The sequence below is a fragment of the Pseudomonas sp. Q1-7 genome, from assembly GCF_028010285.1.
Lineage (GTDB): Bacteria > Pseudomonadota > Gammaproteobacteria > Pseudomonadales > Pseudomonadaceae > Metapseudomonas.
On record NZ_CP116304.1, the window covers coordinates 1,893,693 to 1,910,832 of the forward strand.

Consider the following 17,140-nt stretch of genomic DNA (forward strand, 5'->3'; position numbering starts at 1 on the left):
TTCTTTCATTTTCCAGTCCTGCAAACGGGCGACAGTGGATGCACCTGTCGCCTTTTGGGCTGTGCGTCTTCCGGCGTCTCAAGTGTTTTGAAATGATTCAATCTATCGTCGAGAATCGATAGTAATGGATAATCGCCTACTATTTTCGCTCGCCATTTCCGCCACTTAGGAGGAAATGGCGCTGACCTGGGGGAGATTTGGATGATCCTGGTGCTCATTGTCGCCCTGCCTTTTCTCGGGGCGCTGTTGCCACCACTGGCCGAGCGCCATGGCCGTTCCGTCTGCGCGGGTGCTGCCGCGCTGGTGCCGCTCACCGGCCTCATCCTGCTGCTGGCCCAGACCGACAGTGTCTTCGCCGGCCACGTCCTGACATTCGCCCAGCCCTGGCTGCCTGGCGTCGGCCTGAGTTTCAGCCTGCGCCTCGATGGCCTGGGCTACCTCTTCGCCTTGCTGATCCTCGGCATTGGCCTGCTGGTCATCCTGTACGCCCGTTACTACCTGTCCAGCGAAGAGCCGATGGGGCGCTTTTTCGCCTTCCTGCTGCTGTTCATGGGCGCGATGCTAGGGGTGGTGCTGTCCGAGAACCTGCTGCTGATGCTGGTGTTCTGGGAGCTCACCAGCCTGTCGTCGTTCCTGCTGATCGGCTTCTGGGGAAGTCGCTCCGACGCTCGCAAAGGGGCGCGCATGGCCCTCGCGGTCACCGGCGGCGGTGGCCTCGCGTTGTTCGCTGGCGTGCTGCTGATAGGGCATATCGTCGGCAGCTACGAACTGACCCACGTGCTGGCGGCGGGCGAGCGGATCCGCGCCCACGCCCTCTATCCGGTGGCCCTGGCGCTGGTGCTGCTGGGGGTGTTCACCAAGTCCGCACAATTCCCTTTCCATTTCTGGCTGCCGCACGCCATGGCGGCGCCGACCCCGGTATCCGCCTACCTGCACTCGGCCACCATGGTGAAGGCCGGCGTTTTCCTCCTGGCGCGTCTCTATCCGGCGTTGGCCGGTTCCGACCTGTGGTTCTACCTGGTCAGCCTGAGTGGCCTGGCGACCCTGCTGATCGGCGCCGGCATGGCCTTGTTCCAGCATGACCTCAAGGGGCTGCTGGCCTACTCGACCATCAGCCACCTGGGCCTGATCACCCTGCTGTTCGGCCTGGACTCGCAACTGTCCAACGTGGCGGCGGTGTTCCACATCATCAACCATGCCACCTTCAAGGCCTCGCTCTTCATGGCCGCCGGGATAATCGACCACGAGACCGGCAGTCGCGACATGCGCCTGATAAACGGGATGTGGAAGTACCTGCCGCACACCGCGGTGCTGGCCATGGTGGCGTCCCTGGCCATGGCCGGGGTGCCGTTGTTGAACGGTTTCCTGAGCAAGGAGATGTTCTTCGGCGAAACCCTTCAGCAGGAGCTGCTGGGCAGCTTCAGTTGGGTGGTGCCGGCGGCGGCGACCCTGGCCGGGGTATTTTCGGTGGCCTACTCGCTGCGTTTCGTGCACGACGTGTTCTTCAACGGCGAGCCGGTCGCGCTGCCCAAGTTTCCGCCCCACGAGCCGCCGCGCTATATGAAGGTCCCGGTGGAAATCCTGGTATTCCTCTGCCTGCTGGTGGGTATGCTCCCCGGCTACACCGTGGCGCCCCTGCTGGCGGCCGCGGCGTCCGCCAGCCTCGGCGGCGAATTGCCGGTGTATAGCCTGGCGATCTGGCACGGCTTCAACCTGCCGTTGGCCATGAGCTTCGTGGCGCTGGTCGGTGGCGTGCTGGTCTACGTCTTGCGCAAGCCGCTGTTCCACTGGTACGCGGGGCTGCCCGACATCGACGCCAAGGAAGTCTTCGAGCAACAGGTGCAGCGTGTAACCCGGGTGGCCCGCTGGATCACCGGCGTGCTGGAGAACGGCTCCCTGCAGCGTTACCTGGTCCTGTTGCTGGGCAGCGCCATGGTGTTGGTGGCACTGCCCCTGGCGTCGCTGTCGCAAGTCGCCGGCGATCGTTCGCTGACGCCGCTGGACGGCATTACCGCCCTGGGCCTCGCGGTGCTGGGGCTGTCCGGCGTGCTGAGCGCGGCCTTTCACCGCCAGCGGCTGATCTCCCTGATGATTCTCGGCGTCGCCGGCTTGCTGGTGGCGCTGGTGTTCGCCCGCTTCTCCGCCCCCGACCTGGCCCTGACCCAACTGGTGGTGGAGGTGGTGACCCTGGTGCTGCTGATCCTGGCGCTGTATTACCTGCCGTCCCGCACCCCCGGGGAAAGCTCCAGCCTGCGCGGCCTGCGCGACCTCATCCTGGCCTGTGCCGTGGGCGTGATGGTGGCGCTGCTGGCTTATGCGGTGCTGACCCGTCCCTACACGGGCATCGCCGATTTCTTCCTGGCCAACAGCCTTTCCGGTGGCGGCGGCAGCAACGTGGTCAACGTGATACTGGTGGACTTCCGCGGCTTCGACACCCTGGGCGAAATCACTGTCCTGGCCATCGCCGCCGTGGGCATCGCCGCCATGCTCTCGGGCCTGCGCCTGGTGAATCCCACCTGCGATCCCCAGGGCCGCAACTGGGCCCGCGCCAAGCATCCGCTGATCCTCGAAACCCTGTCGCGCCTGGTGCTGCCCCTGGCGTTGCTGATCTCGGTGTTCATCTTCCTGCGCGGCCACAACCTGCCGGGCGGCGGCTTCATCGCCGGCCTGATCACCGCCGTGGCGCTGGTGCTGCAGTACATCGCCAGCGGCACGGCGTGGGTGGAGCGACGGATGAGCCTGAACTACCAGCGCATGGCCGGCGCCGGCGTGCTGGTCGCCGCGCTCACCGGCCTTGGCAGCTGGGCCTTCGGGCGCAACTTCCTCACCTCCGCCTTTGGCCATTTCGAGCTGCCGCTGGTGGGGGAATTCGAACTGGCCACCGCCATGCTGTTCGACCTCGGTGTCTACCTGGCCGTGGTCGGCTCGACATTGCTGGTCCTGGTCAATCTGGGGCAGCTCAGCCTGGCCCCGGCCGCGAGCAAGGAGATTCATTGATGGAGGCGCTGTTCGCCGTGACCCTCGGCCTGCTCACCAGCAGCGGCGTCTACCTGCTGCTGCGTGGGCGGACCTTCCCTGTGGTGCTGGGGCTGACCCTGCTGTCCTACGCCGTCAACCTGTTCCTTTTCGCCATGGGGCGGCTGGCCGGCGAGGCCGCCGTGCTCGGGCGTGACGTGCAGTACGCCGACCCGGTGCCCCAGGCCCTGGTGCTGACCGCCATCGTCATCGGTTTCGCCATGACCGCCTTCGTGGTAGTGCTGGCCCTGCGCGGCATCGGCGAGCTGGGCAGCGATCATGTGGATGGCCGCGGCGACGGGGAGTCGGCGCCATGACCCACCTGACGATCCTGCCCATCCTGATTCCGCTGTTCACCGGCGCGCTGCTGCTGATACTGCCCTCCATCGAGCGGTTGAAGCGCAGCCTCTCCGTACTCGCCACCCTGGCCCTGGTGCCGCTGGCGCTGCTGCTGATGCAGCAGGCCGGTGATGGCCAGTTGCGGGTGTATGCGCTGGGCAGTTGGCAGCCGCCATTCGGTATCGTGCTGATGCTCGACCGCCTGGCCGCGATGATGTTGCTGGCCACCGCCGTGCTGGCCAGCGCCGCCGTGCTTTACGCGGTGCGTGGCGACGACCGGATCGGCCTGCGCTTCCACGCGCTGTTTCAGTTCCAGCTGCTGGGGATCAACGGCGCCTTCCTCACCGGCGACCTGTTCAACCTCTTCGTGTTCTTCGAAATCCTGCTGATCGCGTCCTACGCGCTGCTGCTGCACGGCGGAGGCGGCGAGCGGGTGCGCGCGGGCTTGCACTACGTGGTCCTCAACCTCGCCGGGTCGGCGCTGTTCCTCATCGCGGTGGGGACCCTCTACGGCATCACCGGGACCCTGAACATGGCCGACCTGGCCCGCCAGGTGGCCGCCGCGTCGGCGGGGAACGTGCCGGTGCTGGCCGCCGCCGGACTGGTCCTGTTGCTGGTGTTCGCCCTCAAGGCGGCCCTGCTGCCGCTGTACTTCTGGCTGCCGCGCGCCTATGCCGCCGCCAGCGCACCGGTGGCGGCGCTGTTCGCGATCATGACCAAGGTGGGCATCTACTCGATCCTGCGGGTCTACAGCCTGGTCTTCGGGCCGGAGGCCGGCGAGCTGGCCAACCTGGCCCAGCCCTGGCTCTGGCCGCTGGCCCTGGCCACCGTGATCCTGGGGGCCCTGGGTGCCCTGGCCGCCAACACCCTGCAGAGGCTGCTGAGCTACCTGGTGGTGGTGTCCGCCGGCACCCTGCTGGCGGCCATCGCCCTCGGTACGCCCGAGGCCCAGGGCGCGGCGCTCTTCTACCTGCTGCACAGCACCTGGGTGGCCGGCGCGCTGTTCCTGCTCGCCGACCTGGTCAGTCGCCAGCGGGGCGACAAGTCCGGCGACCTGGTGCAGGGGCCGGCGCTGCGCAATCCGGGGCTCCTGGGCGCGGCCTTCTTCTGCGGGGCCATCGCCGTCGCCGGCCTGCCGCCATTGTCCGGCTTCTTCGCCAAGCTCCTGCTGCTGCAGTCCGTGCCACCGGGTGGCGGGGCGTTGCCGCTGTGGAGCGTGTTGCTGATCGGTGGTTTCGTCAGCCTGGTGGCCTTGAGCCGCGCGGGTAGCACCCTGTTCTGGCGCACCGGCCACCAGGTGCTCGGCAGTGCCGAACTGGATGGCGGTCGGCTGTTCGCCACGCTGCTGTTGCTGGCCGGCAGCCTGGTGCTGGTGGCCTTTGCCCAGCCGCTGCTGGAGTATGCCCAGGCGAGTGCCGCGCAACTGCACGCGCCGAACCTGTATCGCGCGATCCTGGAGGGCGCTGGAGCATGATGCGCAGACTCTTTCCCCATCCCGCCGAGAGCTTGCTGCTGCTAGTCGTCTGGCTGCTGCTGGTGGATTCCTTCGCCTTCGGCCAGTGGCTGCTGGGCGCGTTCCTCGGCTGGGTGATTCCCTTCTGCATCAAGCCGCTGCTGATCGAGCGGCCCAAACGCTGGCACCCCCTCAGGCTGATGCGCTTCCTGGTGATGGTGATGGGCGACATCGTGGTCGCCAATTTCCAGGTGGCGCGCCTGACCCTGGGGCGCGTCGAAGCGTTGCGCCCGGCATTCGTCGAGGTGCCCATCGAACTGGACGATGAACTGGCCATCAGTGTGCTGGTCAGCGTCGTTTCGCTCACCCCCGGCTCGCTGTCGGCCGACCTCAGCGCCGATCGCCGGACCCTGCTGGTGCATGGTCTCGACGTGCCGGACAAGGCCGCCATGGTGGCCGGGATCAAGTCGCGCTACGAGGCGCCGCTGAAGGAGATCTTCCCGTGCTCGCCTACGTGATCCCCCTGTGCCTGGCCATGCTCGGCCTGGCGCTGCTGCTGACCCTGGCCCGGCTCATCAAGGGGCCCTGCCTGCCGGATCGGGTGTTGGCGCTCGATACCCTCTACATCAATGCCATCGCCATGCTGATGCTCTACGGCATCTGGAAGGGCAGCGACCTGTTCTTCGAAGTGGCATTGCTGATCGCCGTACTCGGTTTCGTCAGTACGGTGGCGGTGGCCAAATATATGCTGCGTGGAGACATCATCGAATGAGCGGCGAACCCATGGCCCTGTGGCTGGAAATACTGGTGTCGACCCTGCTGCTGCTCGGCAGCGCTTTCGTGCTGACCGGCGCCATCGGCCTGTACCGCCTGCCGGATTTCTTCATGCGCCTGCATGGCCCGACCAAGGCCACCACCCTGGGTGTGGGCGGCCTGGTCCTGGCGTCCCTGGGTTACTTCTCCGCCGATGCCGACGGGCTCAGCCTGCACGAACTGCTGATCAGCCTGTTCCTCTTCATCAGCGCCCCGGTCAGCGCCTACATGCTGGCCAAGGCCGCGGTGCTGCAGCGACTGCCCCTGGACCCGCGCACCCGCGGCAAGCCCTGGAACCAGTAGCCGCATCAGTTTTTTCATCGGGCTGTCCCTGTCGGGCAGGGGACGCTCACGCCTAGACTGGTGCCTTTTCAGCGGAGGTTGTATCCATGGCACAGCAAGGTCGAGGCGTGGCGGCGGCCTGCCTGGTGTTGGCGATGGCGCTCTGGGGCAGTTCATTCATCGCCCTCAAGCTGGCCTTTCAGGAGGTGGCGCCGCACTGGGTGATCTTCGTGCGGATGGCCCTCGGCAGCCTGATCTTCCTCGCCGCCTGGCGCTGGCGAGGGCGCCTCGACTACCGACCTGGCGACTGGAAGTACCTGATCGGACTGGCCGCGTGCGAGCCCTGTCTCTATTTCATTTTCGAGGCCCTGGCGCTGCAGCACACCAGCGCATCCCAGGCCGGCATGATCACCGCGCTGCTGCCCCTGCTGGTGGCGGTGGGCGCCTACGCCCTGTTGCATGAGCGCATCACCCGCAGCACCCTGTTCGGCTTCCTGCTGGCGGTGGCCGGTGCCATCTGGCTGAGCCTGGCCGGCGAGTCCGACAACCACGCACCGCAGCCGCTGCTGGGCAACTTCTACGAATTCCTCGCGATGCTCTGCGCCACCGGCTACACCCTGCTGCTCAAGCACCTGTCGTCGCGCTATTCGCCGTTCTTCCTCACCGCCATGCAGGCCTTCATCGGCAGCCTGTTCTTTCTGCCGCTGGCCTGGGCGACCTCGCCCTTGCCAGCGTCCGTCAGCCCACTGGGCATCGCCGCCATGATCTACCTGGGCACCGTGGTCACGGTGGGCGCCTACGGCCTCTACAACTTCGGCGTTTCGCGCCTGCCGGCCAGCCAGGCCACCGGCTACATCAACCTGATCCCGGTCTTCACCCTGGTGTTCGCCTGGGGCTTCCTGGGTGAACGGCTGACCGGCATGCAGGTGCTTGCCGCCGGGCTGGTGTTCGCCGGGGTGGCGTTGAGCCAGTGGCGCAGTACCGCCCCGACGCCGGCTGGGGTCCTCGACTAGGACTTATACGAAAAGGCGTCGAGCGAAGGTCAGGCAAGGCGCAACGACCACCGGGAGTATCCGCCGAAGAAGTGTTGTAAGTGAGCATTCTGAGGGCGATCTCAACGCAGCATCACCGAGCGCAGACACTTTCCGTACATGGCCTAGGACCTGGTCCAGGCCAGCAACACATCCAGCATCCGGTTGGCGAAGGCCCATTCGTTGTCGTACCAGGCCAGCACCTTCACCAGCTCCCCCTGCACGCGGGTGTGATTGAGGTCCACCACGCAGGAAATAGGGTGGCCGTTGAAGTCGCTGGATACCAACGGCAGTGCGTTGCATTCCATCACCCCCGGCGGCAGGTCGCGTGCGCCGGCTTCCAGTGCGGCGTTGATGGCGTCGCGGCTGGCCGGGCGTTCGGCGATGAAGGAAAGGTCCAGCAGCGACACATTCGGCGTCGGCACCCGCACCGCCAGGCCATCCAGGCGCCCGGCGAGTTCCGGCAGCACCAGGCCGATGGCCTTGGCCGCGCCGGTGCTGGTGGGGATCATCGAAACCGCCGCCGCACGGGCCCGGTAAAGGTCGCCGTGGCTCTTGTCCAGCAGGTTCTGGTCGTTGGTGTAGGCGTGCACCGTGGTGACCAGGCCGCTGCGGATGCCCACGGCGCGGTGCAGCAGCAGCGCCAGCGGCGCCAGGCAGTTGGTGGTGCAGGATGCGTTGGAGACGATCTGCTGGCTGCCCAACTGCTCATGGTTGACGCCGTACACCACGGTCAGGTCGGCGCTGTCCAGCGGGTGGGAGAGCAACACCCGCGGGGCGCCCGCGGTCAGGTGCTGTTCCACCTGCGGGCGCTTTTTCATCTTGCCCGAGCATTCCAGCACCAGGTCCACGCCCAATTGGTCCCAGGGCAGGTTGACCGGGTCGCGCTCGCGCAGCAGGTGGATGGTCTGGTTGTTCACCTGCAGGTGACGGTCGTGCAGGGCGACGTGGCCGTGGAAGCGGCCGAAGGTGGAGTCGAAGCGGGTCAGGTGGGCCAGCGATTCGAAGTCGCCGAGGTCGTTGATGGCTTCGATGCGCAGGCGCTGATCGAGCCTCCGTTCGAACAGTGCACGAACCACGGCGCGACCGATGCGCCCGTATCCATTCAGGGCGATACGCAGCATGACGTTCTCCTTTTCCTGTCGTCCTGGATTGAGCTTAGCGACGAAGAGGGAGACGGGCGGTCGAGGTTGTAACGGAAAGCGCCCGAGGGGCCGGCGAACGGCCCCGGGGCGATGCTCGATCAGTCGTTGCGGGCCCCGCCGAAGGCTGCGCAGCCACGGTGTGGCTTGCCGTCCAGGCGCAGTTCGGCGCTGAGGTGCTGGACCGCGCCGCTCATGCCGTCGACGCAGCGCTGGGGCGCGACCCAGAGTTCCAGGCGCTGGCCGTTGGCCTCGCTGGACAGGTTGAAGCGGCCATCCGGCAGTTGCTCTTCCATGTAGGGCAGGGCAAGGGAGGGCTGGCCGGGGCGGTCGAGCACCAGGCCCTGGGTGCTGACGCTGACGCTCCAGTCCGGCTCGTGGCCGCTGGCGCGCAGCAGCAGGCGCTTGAAGTTGATGTCTTCGCAGCCATGGCCTTCGCGTTGCACGCGGTAGAGGGTGTGCAGGTCCAGTTGGCCATCGGCGCCGGGGACGCTCGTTGCCCCCATGCTGGCGCGGACATCGGCGAACAGCGGGCCGGGGCCGTCGGCGGCAAGATTGGCCGCCTCCGGCAGCAGGCCGGTAGCGCCGCCGTCCACCAGGGCGAAGCGGCGTTTCTCGCCACAGGGGCTGAACATCACCCGGTCAGCGTCTACGCTCAGCACACCTTGCAGGCGCACCAGGTTGGCGGCGGGCGCGGGGGCTTTCTCGGCGAACATCTGGCAGGCGCCGAAGAAGGGCAGCAGGCTGAACAGCAGGGGGCGGGCGAAACGCATCGTGGGGTCTCCTTCAGGGAGCGGCCACGTTACCGGCGCGAAGCGCCCGGCTCAAGGGTGGGAAATTCGGATGATAGGGTTCAAGCGTGTCTATGAACCGGTGGCCGAACGGGACGGCCAGCGGGTACTGGTGGATCGTCTCTGGCCGCGGGGCTGCCGCAAGGAGTCCCTGGCGCTGGCTGCCTGGTCGAAGGAGGTGGCGCCGTCGGACGGGCTGCGCAAGCAGTTCTGCCATGACCCGGCGCTGTTCGACGAATTCCGCCTGCTCTACCGTGCCGAGCTGGCGGCGCATCCCGAGCACTGGCAGGGGCTGCTGGAGCTGGCCCGCAAGGGGGACCTGACGCTGCTCTATGCGGCCAGGGACGAGGTACACAACAACGCCCGGGTGCTGGCGGAGTTTCTCGAGGAAGAGCTGGAGCGCGGCGGTCCGCCGAGTTCGCCGACCTGCTACGCCGGCGAGTTGTAACCTCGGGACCGGTGTGCTCCTGGCCAATGGCGTTTGGTCCGCGCATGGCTTCACTGCGGCAATGCACCACATCCAGGTTCGACTTCCTGGCCTGATGGCCTGGCGCTAGAGTCGCCGCCCATGAAAACCAGCCGCCAAGACCGCTCGCTGATTGCCTGGATGCTCTATGCCTGCGTCCTGTTCAATCTCGTTGCCTGCGGCCTGCACCATGGCCAGGCCATGGGCCTGGAACTGAGCGGCCTGGGTGGCGTCTTCTGCTCCACCGATAGCTTCGGCCCTTCGCTGGACAGCGATCCGGGCGGCAGCAACTCCTCTGCGTTCTCCTTCGCGTTCCAGTGCCCGGTCTGCGGCACGGTCGTCCTCGGCATCGCCGCGCTCTTTGTTCTGGCCTGTTGCTGATGCGGCGCAAACGCCTGGCGCTACGGAGCGGCAAACCTTCAGCGAGCTCACCGGCGGCCAGGTGATCACCGCCAACGACGCGCAGAAAGCCAACACCCTGCGTTGGCAGCGGGATGACGTCGGCCTCGACCTGGTGGTCTACCACAGCGAAATCCGTGACGAGCTGCTGGCGCTGAACGATGGCAACGGCCAGCCGCTGGGCACTATCAATGCCGACCGCACCCTCCACCGGGGTGATCGCCGATGCCCAGGGCCGCGACAGCGCCCAGTTCATGCCGGGCGATGGCCGGAGTGTCTACGTTGGCCTGGAATGGCGGCTGTGACGGTAAACCTCCGCGAAGCGTGATTCGTGCCGCCCAGCTCGCCGGTGGGCTACACCGGCGAGCTGCAGGGTTCGATTACCAGACGCGGTAGGTCTGCCCGGTCTGCGCGCCCTCGGCGCTCTTGGCGTAGGCCAGCGCCGCCTCGGCCGCCGGCACGGCCTTGTAACCACGGAAATAGGGCGCGTAGCCCGGTAGTGCCTCCTCGATCACCGTGGGGCTGACGCTGTTGATGCGCTGGCCGCGCGGCAGCTCCAGGGCGGCGCTGCGCACGAAGGCGTCGATGGCACCGTTGACCAGGCTGGCCGAGGCGCCGTAGCGGATCGGGTCGTGGCTCAGCACCCCGGAGGTGAGGGTGAAGGAGGCACCGTCATTGGCGAACTCGCGGCCGATCAGCACCAGGTTGACCTGGCCCATCAGCTTGTCCCGCAGGCCCACTTCGAATTCCGCTTCGCCCATCTCCGCGAGTGCGCCGAAATGCACCTTGCCGGCGGCGCTGATCAGCGCATCGAAGGGACCGGCCTGCTCGAACAGGCGGCGGATCGATGCCGGATCGGTGATGTCCGCCTGCAGGTCGCCGCTGTTGCGACCGACACGGATGATCTGGTGGCGCTCCTTGAGCGCCTGTTCGATGGCCTGGCCGATGGTGCCGCTGGCACCGACGAGGATGATTTTCATGGGGACGGTTCCTTTGTTGGGGAAGGGGAGACCGGCCCAGTGTAGAGTGCTGTCCGTGGTCGATAATCCATGCAATCGGAAAACGTTGGTTTCCGTTTGGAAACAATAGGGTGGTATTTCCCATGAGTGAACTGGACGATCTGGCGGCCTTCGCGGTGCTGGTGGAGGCCGGCAGTTTCACGGCGGCGGCAGAGCGGTTGGGGTGCAGCAAGGGCCAGTTGTCCAAGCGCATCCGCGTGCTGGAGCAGGGGCTTGGCGCGGCGCTGCTGCATCGCACCACGCGCCGTCTCGACCTGACGGCTGCCGGCGCCGCGCTGTTGCCGGAAGCCCAGGCTCTGGCCGCCCAGGCCGAGCGCGCGCGGCAGTCGGTGCGGCGGATGCAGGAGGAGCTGGTCGGCTGCGTGCGGCTGACCGTGCCGGTATCCCTTGGCGAAACCTTCTTCGACGCGCTCCTGCTGGACTTCACCCGCCAGTACCGGCAGCTCCGCGTCGAGCTGGACCTGCACAACGGTTATCGCGACCTGGTGGCCGAAGGCTTCGACCTGGCCATCCGTTCCGGCATGGAGATGGACGAGCGCCTGGTGGCCCGGCCACTGTTCTCCCTGCAGGAAATCACCTGCGCCACCCCGGCCTACCTGGCCGCCCACGGCGAGCCGCTGCATCCGGCGGACCTGGCCGGGCACCAGTGCCTGCTGAATACCCACTACAGCGGTTTCGAGGAATGGCTCTACCACCGCCAGCACCAGTTGGAGCGGGTCAAGGTGGCGGGGGCGCTGGCGAGCAATCACTACAGCCTGTTGAAAAAGGCGGCGTTGGCCGCTGCCGGCATCGCGCGGCTGCCGTCCTACCTGGTCTACGACGAGCTGGCCGATGGTCGTCTGGTGTGGCTGTTACGGGATTACCAGACCCGCCAGACCCCGGTGTTCCTCGTCCACCCCTGGCAAGGCGGCCTGCCGCGTCGTACCCAGGTTCTGGCGGACTACCTGCTGGCCTGGTTCGAGCGCAGCCGCAAGTTGCTGGACCAGGTCGAAAACCTGTAGGAGCGAATTCATTTGAACTTGGGAAACCACGTCCTTAGGGCGTGGTCATGAGTCATCGGCTCTGCCTGTGACGATTGAACTACCTGGCTATCAGGATGGAGTTCGTAGGATGGGGCGAGCGGAGCGATACCCATGCTGACAGGGCTGATGGGTATCGCAGGCTCAACCCATCCTACGTTGCGACGTCGCCATGACAGGCTTCGCGCCGGACAACGCCCCTACCGCGCTCCCGCAACACCTCCCAGCTACGATTTTCCAGGCAGCCCCGAGGTGCCCCCTTCTTGGGGGCCAAGAGCAAGTCCACGTTCTACGAACGTGGGTTTTACTCGCGAAGGGCCGAGGAGCGGCCCGTTGGTCCGATTCGCAAATGAATTTGCTCCCACACGGATTCGACCTATGGGCGCGCGTGACCCAACCGCAAGCTGAACTCCGCCACCGCCCGCTCATCCGCCGCTACCCGCTCGGGAACGAATTCGCGGAGGAATTCCACCCAGGTGCGGATCTTCGCGTCGAGGAACTGCCGCGACGGGTACAGGGCATAGATGCCCAGGGGAAACAGGCTGTGGTTGGGCAGCACACGCACCAGGCTGCCATCCTTGAGGCCGCTGATGGCCGAGTACACCGGCAGCACGCCCACGCCCATGCCCGCCTTGATGGCTTCGGTCATGGCGTCGGCGGTGTTCACCTGGAAGGGCGTCTGGTTGATGCTGACCAGCTCGTGGCCGTCCGGCCCGTCGAACAGCCATTTGTCCAGGGACATCACGTTGTTCACCAGGCGCAGGCAGCGGTGCTTCGACAGCTCCGTGGGCAGGCGTGGGGTACCGTGCTTCTCGAGGTAGCCAGGGGCGGCGCAGAGCACGCTGTAGGTGGTGCCGAGCTGCTTGGAGATGAAGCCCGAGTCCGGCAGCTCCTGGGCGATCACCACCGAGATGTCGTAGCCCTCGTCGAGGATGTCGGTGGTGCGATTGGCCAGGGTCAGGTCGAAGCTTACGTCCGGATACCTTTCGCGGTAGTCGGCGATGGCCTTGATCAGGTAGTGCTGGCCGATGCCGGTCATGGCATGCACCTTCAGATTGCCTACCGGCCTGGCGTGGGCCTCGCTGGCCTCGGCCTCCGCTTCTGCGATGTAGGCGAGGATCTGCTCGCAGCGCAGCAGGTAGCGCTGGCCCGCTTCGGTCAGGGCGATGCGGCGGGTGGTGCGGTGCAGCAGACGGGTACGCAGGTGGGTTTCGAGGGTGGCCACCGCGCGGGAGATGTACGAGGTGGTGAGGTCCATGCGCTGGGCGGCGGCGGTGAAGCTGCCGGTCTCCGCCACGCAAACGAAGGCGCGCATGTTGAAAAGGATGTCCATGAAGGGTCCTGGCCCGGGAGGGAGGCGGATTCTGTCACGAAATGTGTCGGTGGATTATCGCTGAATCAGTACACAATCCTTCATCTATCCGTCGCCTTATCCTGCCTGCCGGCCCCCCCTAGAATCGCCGCCTCCCCTGGCTCTCCCAGCATTCAGGACCCGCCGCAGTGCTCCGCAGACCTTGGCCCGGCATCGTGCTTGCCGGCCTGCTCACCCTCCTTTCCGCCTGCATCGACAGCCATGGCATAGCGCCCCGCGCCGAACGCCTGGATGCCGCCCGGCTGGACGCCGGTTCGGCCATCCGCCGCGCCGAGCGCGATGCCGCCTGGCCGCTCGCGCAGTGGTGGCGCGCCTATGGCGACGCACAACTGGACGCCTGGATGGACCAGGCCCTGGCCGGCAATCCCGGCCTCGCCATGGCCGCCGCGCGGGTGCGACGGGCCCGCGCAATGGCCGGTGTGGTGGAAGCCGCCGAGCAGCCGCAGGTGAGCCTGGAAACCAACGTGCAGCGCAGGCGTTGGCCCCACGACTACTTTTATGGACCCGGCGATCTGGCGCGCACCACCAGTTGGAACAACACCAGCCTGTTGGGTTTTTCCTATGACCTGGACCTCTGGGGGCGCGAGCGCAGCCGCAGTCACCAGGCCCTGGACCAGGCCCGTGTGGCGGTGGCGGAGGCGCGTGTGGCGGCCCTCGAACTGCAAGGCAACCTGATGCGCAGTTACATCCGTCTGGCCCTGTTGCATAACGAGCGGGACATTGCAGAAGCCAATCTTGCACAGCAGGAACACGTTCTCGCCCTGGCCCGGCGGCGCCTGCGCGATGGCATCGGCACGGGGCTGGAGGTCAGCCGCGCCGAGGCTCCGTTGCCGGAAAGCCACCGGCAGCTCGATGCCCTGGACGAATCCATCGCCCTGACCCGCAATCAGTTGGCGGCCCTGGCCGGCAAGGGGCCGGGGGAGGGCGAGCAACTGCGGCGACCGAGCCTCGATCTGCAGCAGTCGCCGGGTCTGCCGTCCAACCTGCCGTTGGCGCTGCTCGGTCGCCGGCCGGATCTGGTGGCCAGTCGTTGGCAGGTGGCAGCCCAGGCCCGCGGCATTGAAGTGGCCAGGGCCGGTTTCTATCCCAACATCAACCTGCTGGGCGGAATCGGCTCAAACGCCACCCAGGGCGGCGTGCTGGATTTCCTGCGCTACGACAAGCTCACCTACAACCTCGGGCCAGCCCTCAGCCTGCCGGTGTTCGATGGTGGATTGCGGCGTGGCCGCCTGGGCGCCGCCGCCGCCGACTACGACCTGGCGGTGGAGCGCTACAACCAGACCCTGGTCAACGCCCTGCAGCAGGTGGCCGACGGCCTGGTCCGCATCCATTCCCTGGAGCTGCAGGCGCGCTTCGCCGCCGAGGCGGTGAGGGCCGCGCAGAAGACCTGCGACCTCGCCCTGCTGGCGCAGCAGCGCGGCCTCGCCGATTTCGACAGCGTGCTGGACGCCCAGCCCACGCTGTTCCAGCGGCAACTGCGGCAACAGCGGGTGTGGGCGACATTGCTCGGCGCCCGGGCCGATCTGCTGCTGGCCCTCGGCGGCGGTGCGCTGCCCGAGCCTGTCGGTCCGGACGACGCCACCCTGGCGCCACGGGAACCGCACCTGCGTCTACTTCCCAAGCCCTGAGGACCCTTCATGGTTCGAACCTTCAACCGCGCGCTGGTCGAGTGGGCGCACAGTGACGGCCTGACCTGGGCCTTCATCTGCAAGGTCCTGCTCACCGCCTTCTCCGCCCTCTGGCTGGCCTACCGCCTGGAGCTGCCGCAGCCGGGCACCGTGCTGGTCACCGTGTTCATCGTCATGCAGCCGCAGAGCGGGCAGGTCCTGGCGAAAAGCTTCTACCGCATCATTGGCACCCTGCTGGGCCTGGCGGTGATGGTGGCGCTGATCGCGCTGTTCAACCAGGAGCGAGTGCTGTTCATGCTCTGCCTGGCCATCTGGATCGGCCTGTGTACCGCCGGTGCCGCGCGTTACCGTGACTTTCGCGGCTACGCCTGCGTGCTGGCCGGCTATACGGCGGTGATGATCGGCCTGCCGGCCACGGCCCACCCCGACGACGCCTTCATGTTCGCCCTCTGGCGGGTACTGGAAATCGGCCTGGGCATCCTCTGCGCTGGCCTGGTCAGCGGCCTGATCCTGCCGCAGAGCAGCAGCGGCGACCTGCGCAACACCCTGCACGGCCGCTTTCGCGACTTCGCCGCCTTTGCCTGCGACGGCCTGGCCGGAGGGCTCGATTCCGCCCGCATCGAGTCCGCCAACGCGCGTTTCGCGGCGGCCGCCGTGCGCCTGGAGAACCTGCGCAGCGCCACCGCCTTCGAAGACCCGCACATGCGCATGCGCAGCGGCCGGCTGACGCGGCTGAACAACGAATTCATGGTGCTGTCCACCCGCTTTCACGGCCTGCACCAGCTGCTGCGGCGCCTGGCCTGGGGGGCGGATGTCGGCGGCGGTGCCGTGCTGGATGCCTTGCGACCCTGCCTCGCGGAAGTCGCTGCCCGACTGGCGCCCCTGCGCGACCGCTTGAGCGGCGAAACCGATGCCGCGCCACTCGCCATCCGCCTGGCCGCCTGCAAACGGGAGCTGATGCCGCTGATCCGTACCGGTCGCATGCAACTCGCGGTGCGGCAGCCCGGCGAGGCCCAGGCCCTGGACTACGACACCGCCGCCGAGCTGCTCTATCGCTTCGCCGATGACCTGCACAACTATGCCCAGACCCACGCCTCGCTGCTGGACGACCGCCACCCCCGCGAGCAGTGGAAGGAGAGCTTCCGGCCTCGCACCAATGCGGTGGCTGCCACGGTGGCGGGCCTGCGCAGCAGCCTGCTGATCCTGCTGCTCGGTCTGTTCTGGATGGCTACCGCCTGGCCCAGTGGCGGTACCTTCGCCATGACCATCGGCATGGTTTCCGCGCTGGCGTCCTCGTCCGCCAATCCTCGGCGTCTGTCCCTGCAACTCACACTGGGCGCCTCCGCCGGTGCCTTGCTGGGCATCTTCATGACCTTTTGCGTGTTGCCGGCAATCGACGGTTTTGCGCTGCTCTGCTGTGCCCTCGCACCGCTGGTGGCGCTGGGGGCCTGGTTGCTCGCGCGACCTCGGCTGGCTGGCGCCGGCCTGGGCCTGCTGGTGTGGTTCAGCATGACCGCCATGCCGGCCAACCTGACGCAGTTCGACCCGCACAGGGTGCTTAACGAGTACCTCGCTTCGGTACTTTCCATGGCCCTGGCGACTGTCGCGGCGGCTGTGCTCCTGCCGCCCAACCGGCCCTGGCTCTGGCGGCGCCTGGAGCGTGACCTGCGCATGTGCGTGGTGCACGCGGTGAGCGGGCGGATGAAGGGCTTGGTGTCCGGCTTCGAAAGCGGCACCCGTGACCTGCTGAACCAGGCCTACTTGTATTCCGCCGGGCGGCCGGATGTGCAGCGCCAGTTACTGCGCTGGATGTTCCTGGTGCAGGAAGTCGGCCACGCGGTGATCGAACTGCGCCTGGAGCAGGCGCGGCTGCCGGCGCTGTCCTGCTACGCCGAGTCCATGCCCTGGCGCACCGCCATCCGCACCATGGGGCGGGCGCTGGTGCGGCTGTTCATCCAGCCTTCGGAAGACAATCGCCAGCGCGCCCTTGGTGCCGTGGAGCGGGCCATCGACAGTGTGCGCCACACCGCCGAGCCTTGCGCCCCGCAGTTCGACACCTCGCCCCTGCGACGGCTGCAGAGCTACCTGCACTTCATCCGCACCTCGCTGCTGGACCCGCAGACGCCCCTGGCCGGCGGCGACGCGCGGCTGCAAGGAGCCGCCCATGCCACGTGAGGTCCCCCTGCACGGCGTCTACCTGCCGAGCCTGACCCTGCTGTTCCTGCTGGCCTTCCTGCTCGGCTGGGGGTTGGACAGGCTGTTCGCCCGGTTCGGCCTGTACCGCCACGCCTGGCACCCGGCGCTGTTGCGCGTCGCTCTGTTCACCTGCCTGTACTGCGCCCTGGCGCTGACCATCTACCGTTGAGGCCTC

General features: G+C 67.1%; 17 protein-coding genes. 13 read left to right on the forward strand and 4 right to left on the reverse strand.

The window, feature by feature from the left end; all coding sequences use genetic code 11:
* Positions 1-201: 201 nt before the first annotated feature.
* The 7 genes from PJW05_RS08810 (at position 202) to PJW05_RS08840 (ending at position 6,915) form a co-directional block, all read left to right on the forward strand.
* Positions 202-2,997 (forward strand): monovalent cation/H+ antiporter subunit A, encoded by a 2,796-nt coding sequence (locus tag PJW05_RS08810; RefSeq protein ID WP_271411330.1) that lies wholly within the window; start codon positions 202-204, stop codon positions 2,995-2,997.
* Complete coding sequence (locus tag PJW05_RS08815) at positions 2,997-3,332, forward strand: Na+/H+ antiporter subunit C (protein ID WP_271411331.1); 336 nt, start codon at positions 2,997-2,999, stop codon at positions 3,330-3,332. Before PJW05_RS08810 ends, PJW05_RS08815 begins: the two co-directional genes overlap by 1 nt.
* Positions 3,329-4,828, forward strand: coding sequence for a monovalent cation/H+ antiporter subunit D (locus PJW05_RS08820; RefSeq protein WP_271411332.1), 1,500 nt, complete (start codon positions 3,329-3,331; stop codon positions 4,826-4,828). Before PJW05_RS08815 ends, PJW05_RS08820 begins: the two co-directional genes overlap by 4 nt.
* Entirely contained in the window at positions 4,825-5,325 is a 501-nt protein-coding gene (locus tag PJW05_RS08825; RefSeq protein ID WP_271411333.1) for a Na+/H+ antiporter subunit E, read from the forward strand. The genes PJW05_RS08820 and PJW05_RS08825 overlap by 4 nt, the downstream gene beginning before the upstream one ends.
* Positions 5,310-5,579, forward strand: a complete 270-nt coding sequence (locus tag PJW05_RS08830) for a K+/H+ antiporter subunit F (RefSeq protein ID WP_271411334.1) — start codon at positions 5,310-5,312, stop codon at positions 5,577-5,579. The genes PJW05_RS08825 and PJW05_RS08830 overlap by 16 nt, the downstream gene beginning before the upstream one ends.
* A complete protein-coding gene (locus PJW05_RS08835) occupies positions 5,576-5,923 on the forward strand; it encodes a Na+/H+ antiporter subunit G (RefSeq protein ID WP_271411335.1) in 348 nt (115 codons plus the stop codon). The genes PJW05_RS08830 and PJW05_RS08835 overlap by 4 nt, the downstream gene beginning before the upstream one ends.
* Positions 5,924-6,009: 86 nt before the next feature.
* Entirely contained in the window at positions 6,010-6,915 is a 906-nt protein-coding gene (locus PJW05_RS08840; protein ID WP_271411336.1) for a DMT family transporter, read from the forward strand.
* 143 nt (positions 6,916-7,058) lie between these two features.
* Here PJW05_RS08840 and gap read toward each other — a convergent pair whose 3' ends face one another.
* Complete coding sequence (gene gap, locus PJW05_RS08845; RefSeq protein ID WP_271411337.1) at positions 7,059-8,057, reverse strand: type I glyceraldehyde-3-phosphate dehydrogenase; 999 nt, start codon at positions 8,055-8,057, stop codon at positions 7,059-7,061.
* A gap of 119 nt (positions 8,058-8,176) precedes the next feature.
* The gene (locus PJW05_RS08850) at positions 8,177-8,848 is read right to left on the reverse strand and encodes a COG3650 family protein (RefSeq protein WP_271411338.1); all 672 of its coding nucleotides are present in this window, start codon (positions 8,846-8,848) and stop codon (positions 8,177-8,179) included.
* A 70-nt stretch (positions 8,849-8,918) separates the two neighbouring features.
* On the opposite strand from PJW05_RS08850, the gene PJW05_RS08855 reads away from it, so the two are divergent.
* Together PJW05_RS08855 and PJW05_RS08860 are read left to right on the forward strand one after the other, a co-directional pair.
* A complete protein-coding gene (locus PJW05_RS08855) occupies positions 8,919-9,314 on the forward strand; it encodes a DUF488 domain-containing protein (protein ID WP_271411339.1) in 396 nt (131 codons plus the stop codon).
* 120 nt (positions 9,315-9,434) lie between these two features.
* Entirely contained in the window at positions 9,435-9,713 is a 279-nt protein-coding gene (locus PJW05_RS08860; protein ID WP_271411340.1) for a DUF2946 family protein, read from the forward strand.
* 398 nt (positions 9,714-10,111) lie between these two features.
* On the opposite strand, the gene PJW05_RS08865 is transcribed toward PJW05_RS08860, so the two are convergent.
* Entirely contained in the window at positions 10,112-10,711 is a 600-nt protein-coding gene (locus PJW05_RS08865; protein ID WP_271411341.1) for a short chain dehydrogenase, read from the reverse strand.
* 122 nt (positions 10,712-10,833) lie between these two features.
* On the opposite strand from PJW05_RS08865, the gene PJW05_RS08870 reads away from it, so the two are divergent.
* Positions 10,834-11,751 (forward strand): LysR family transcriptional regulator, encoded by a 918-nt coding sequence (locus tag PJW05_RS08870; protein ID WP_271411342.1) that lies wholly within the window; start codon positions 10,834-10,836, stop codon positions 11,749-11,751.
* A gap of 394 nt (positions 11,752-12,145) precedes the next feature.
* Here the strand turns inward: PJW05_RS08870 and PJW05_RS08875 are convergent, their stop codons facing one another.
* Complete coding sequence (locus PJW05_RS08875; RefSeq protein ID WP_271411343.1) at positions 12,146-13,102, reverse strand: LysR family transcriptional regulator; 957 nt, start codon at positions 13,100-13,102, stop codon at positions 12,146-12,148.
* Between the two features lie 167 nt (positions 13,103-13,269).
* Here PJW05_RS08875 and PJW05_RS08880 point away from each other — a divergent pair, with 167 nt between their 5' ends.
* Genes PJW05_RS08880 through PJW05_RS08890 form a run of 3 tightly spaced genes read left to right on the forward strand, consistent with a single transcriptional unit; the run spans position 13,270 to position 17,134 of the window.
* A complete protein-coding gene (locus tag PJW05_RS08880; protein WP_271411344.1) occupies positions 13,270-14,769 on the forward strand; it encodes an efflux transporter outer membrane subunit in 1,500 nt (499 codons plus the stop codon).
* A 9-nt stretch (positions 14,770-14,778) separates the two neighbouring features.
* Complete coding sequence (locus tag PJW05_RS08885) at positions 14,779-16,944, forward strand: FUSC family protein (RefSeq protein ID WP_271411345.1); 2,166 nt, start codon at positions 14,779-14,781, stop codon at positions 16,942-16,944.
* On the forward strand, positions 16,934-17,134 hold the full coding sequence (locus PJW05_RS08890; protein ID WP_271411346.1) for a DUF1656 domain-containing protein: 201 nt from the start codon (positions 16,934-16,936) through the stop codon (positions 17,132-17,134). The genes PJW05_RS08885 and PJW05_RS08890 overlap by 11 nt, the downstream gene beginning before the upstream one ends.
* Positions 17,135-17,140: the final 6 nt, after the last annotated feature.

Coding starts and splice junctions, on each gene's coding strand:
- PJW05_RS08810 (WP_271411330.1), top strand. CDS start 202: ATGATCCTGGTGCTCATTGTCGCCCTGCCTTTTCTCGGGGCGCTGTTG.
- PJW05_RS08815 (WP_271411331.1), top strand. CDS start 2,997: ATGGAGGCGCTGTTCGCCGTGACCCTCGGCCTGCTCACCAGCAGCGGC.
- PJW05_RS08820 (WP_271411332.1), top strand. CDS start 3,329: ATGACCCACCTGACGATCCTGCCCATCCTGATTCCGCTGTTCACCGGC.
- PJW05_RS08825 (WP_271411333.1), top strand. CDS start 4,825: ATGATGCGCAGACTCTTTCCCCATCCCGCCGAGAGCTTGCTGCTGCTA.
- PJW05_RS08835 (WP_271411335.1), top strand. CDS start 5,576: ATGAGCGGCGAACCCATGGCCCTGTGGCTGGAAATACTGGTGTCGACC.
- PJW05_RS08840 (WP_271411336.1), top strand. CDS start 6,010: ATGGCACAGCAAGGTCGAGGCGTGGCGGCGGCCTGCCTGGTGTTGGCG.
- gap (WP_271411337.1), bottom strand. CDS start 8,057: ATGCTGCGTATCGCCCTGAATGGATACGGGCGCATCGGTCGCGCCGTG.
- PJW05_RS08850 (WP_271411338.1), bottom strand. CDS start 8,848: ATGCGTTTCGCCCGCCCCCTGCTGTTCAGCCTGCTGCCCTTCTTCGGC.
- PJW05_RS08855 (WP_271411339.1), top strand. CDS start 8,919: ATGATAGGGTTCAAGCGTGTCTATGAACCGGTGGCCGAACGGGACGGC.
- PJW05_RS08860 (WP_271411340.1), top strand. CDS start 9,435: ATGAAAACCAGCCGCCAAGACCGCTCGCTGATTGCCTGGATGCTCTAT.
- PJW05_RS08865 (WP_271411341.1), bottom strand. CDS start 10,711: ATGAAAATCATCCTCGTCGGTGCCAGCGGCACCATCGGCCAGGCCATC.
- PJW05_RS08870 (WP_271411342.1), top strand. CDS start 10,834: ATGAGTGAACTGGACGATCTGGCGGCCTTCGCGGTGCTGGTGGAGGCC.
- PJW05_RS08875 (WP_271411343.1), bottom strand. CDS start 13,102: ATGGACATCCTTTTCAACATGCGCGCCTTCGTTTGCGTGGCGGAGACC.
- PJW05_RS08885 (WP_271411345.1), top strand. CDS start 14,779: ATGGTTCGAACCTTCAACCGCGCGCTGGTCGAGTGGGCGCACAGTGAC.
- PJW05_RS08890 (WP_271411346.1), top strand. CDS start 16,934: ATGCCACGTGAGGTCCCCCTGCACGGCGTCTACCTGCCGAGCCTGACC.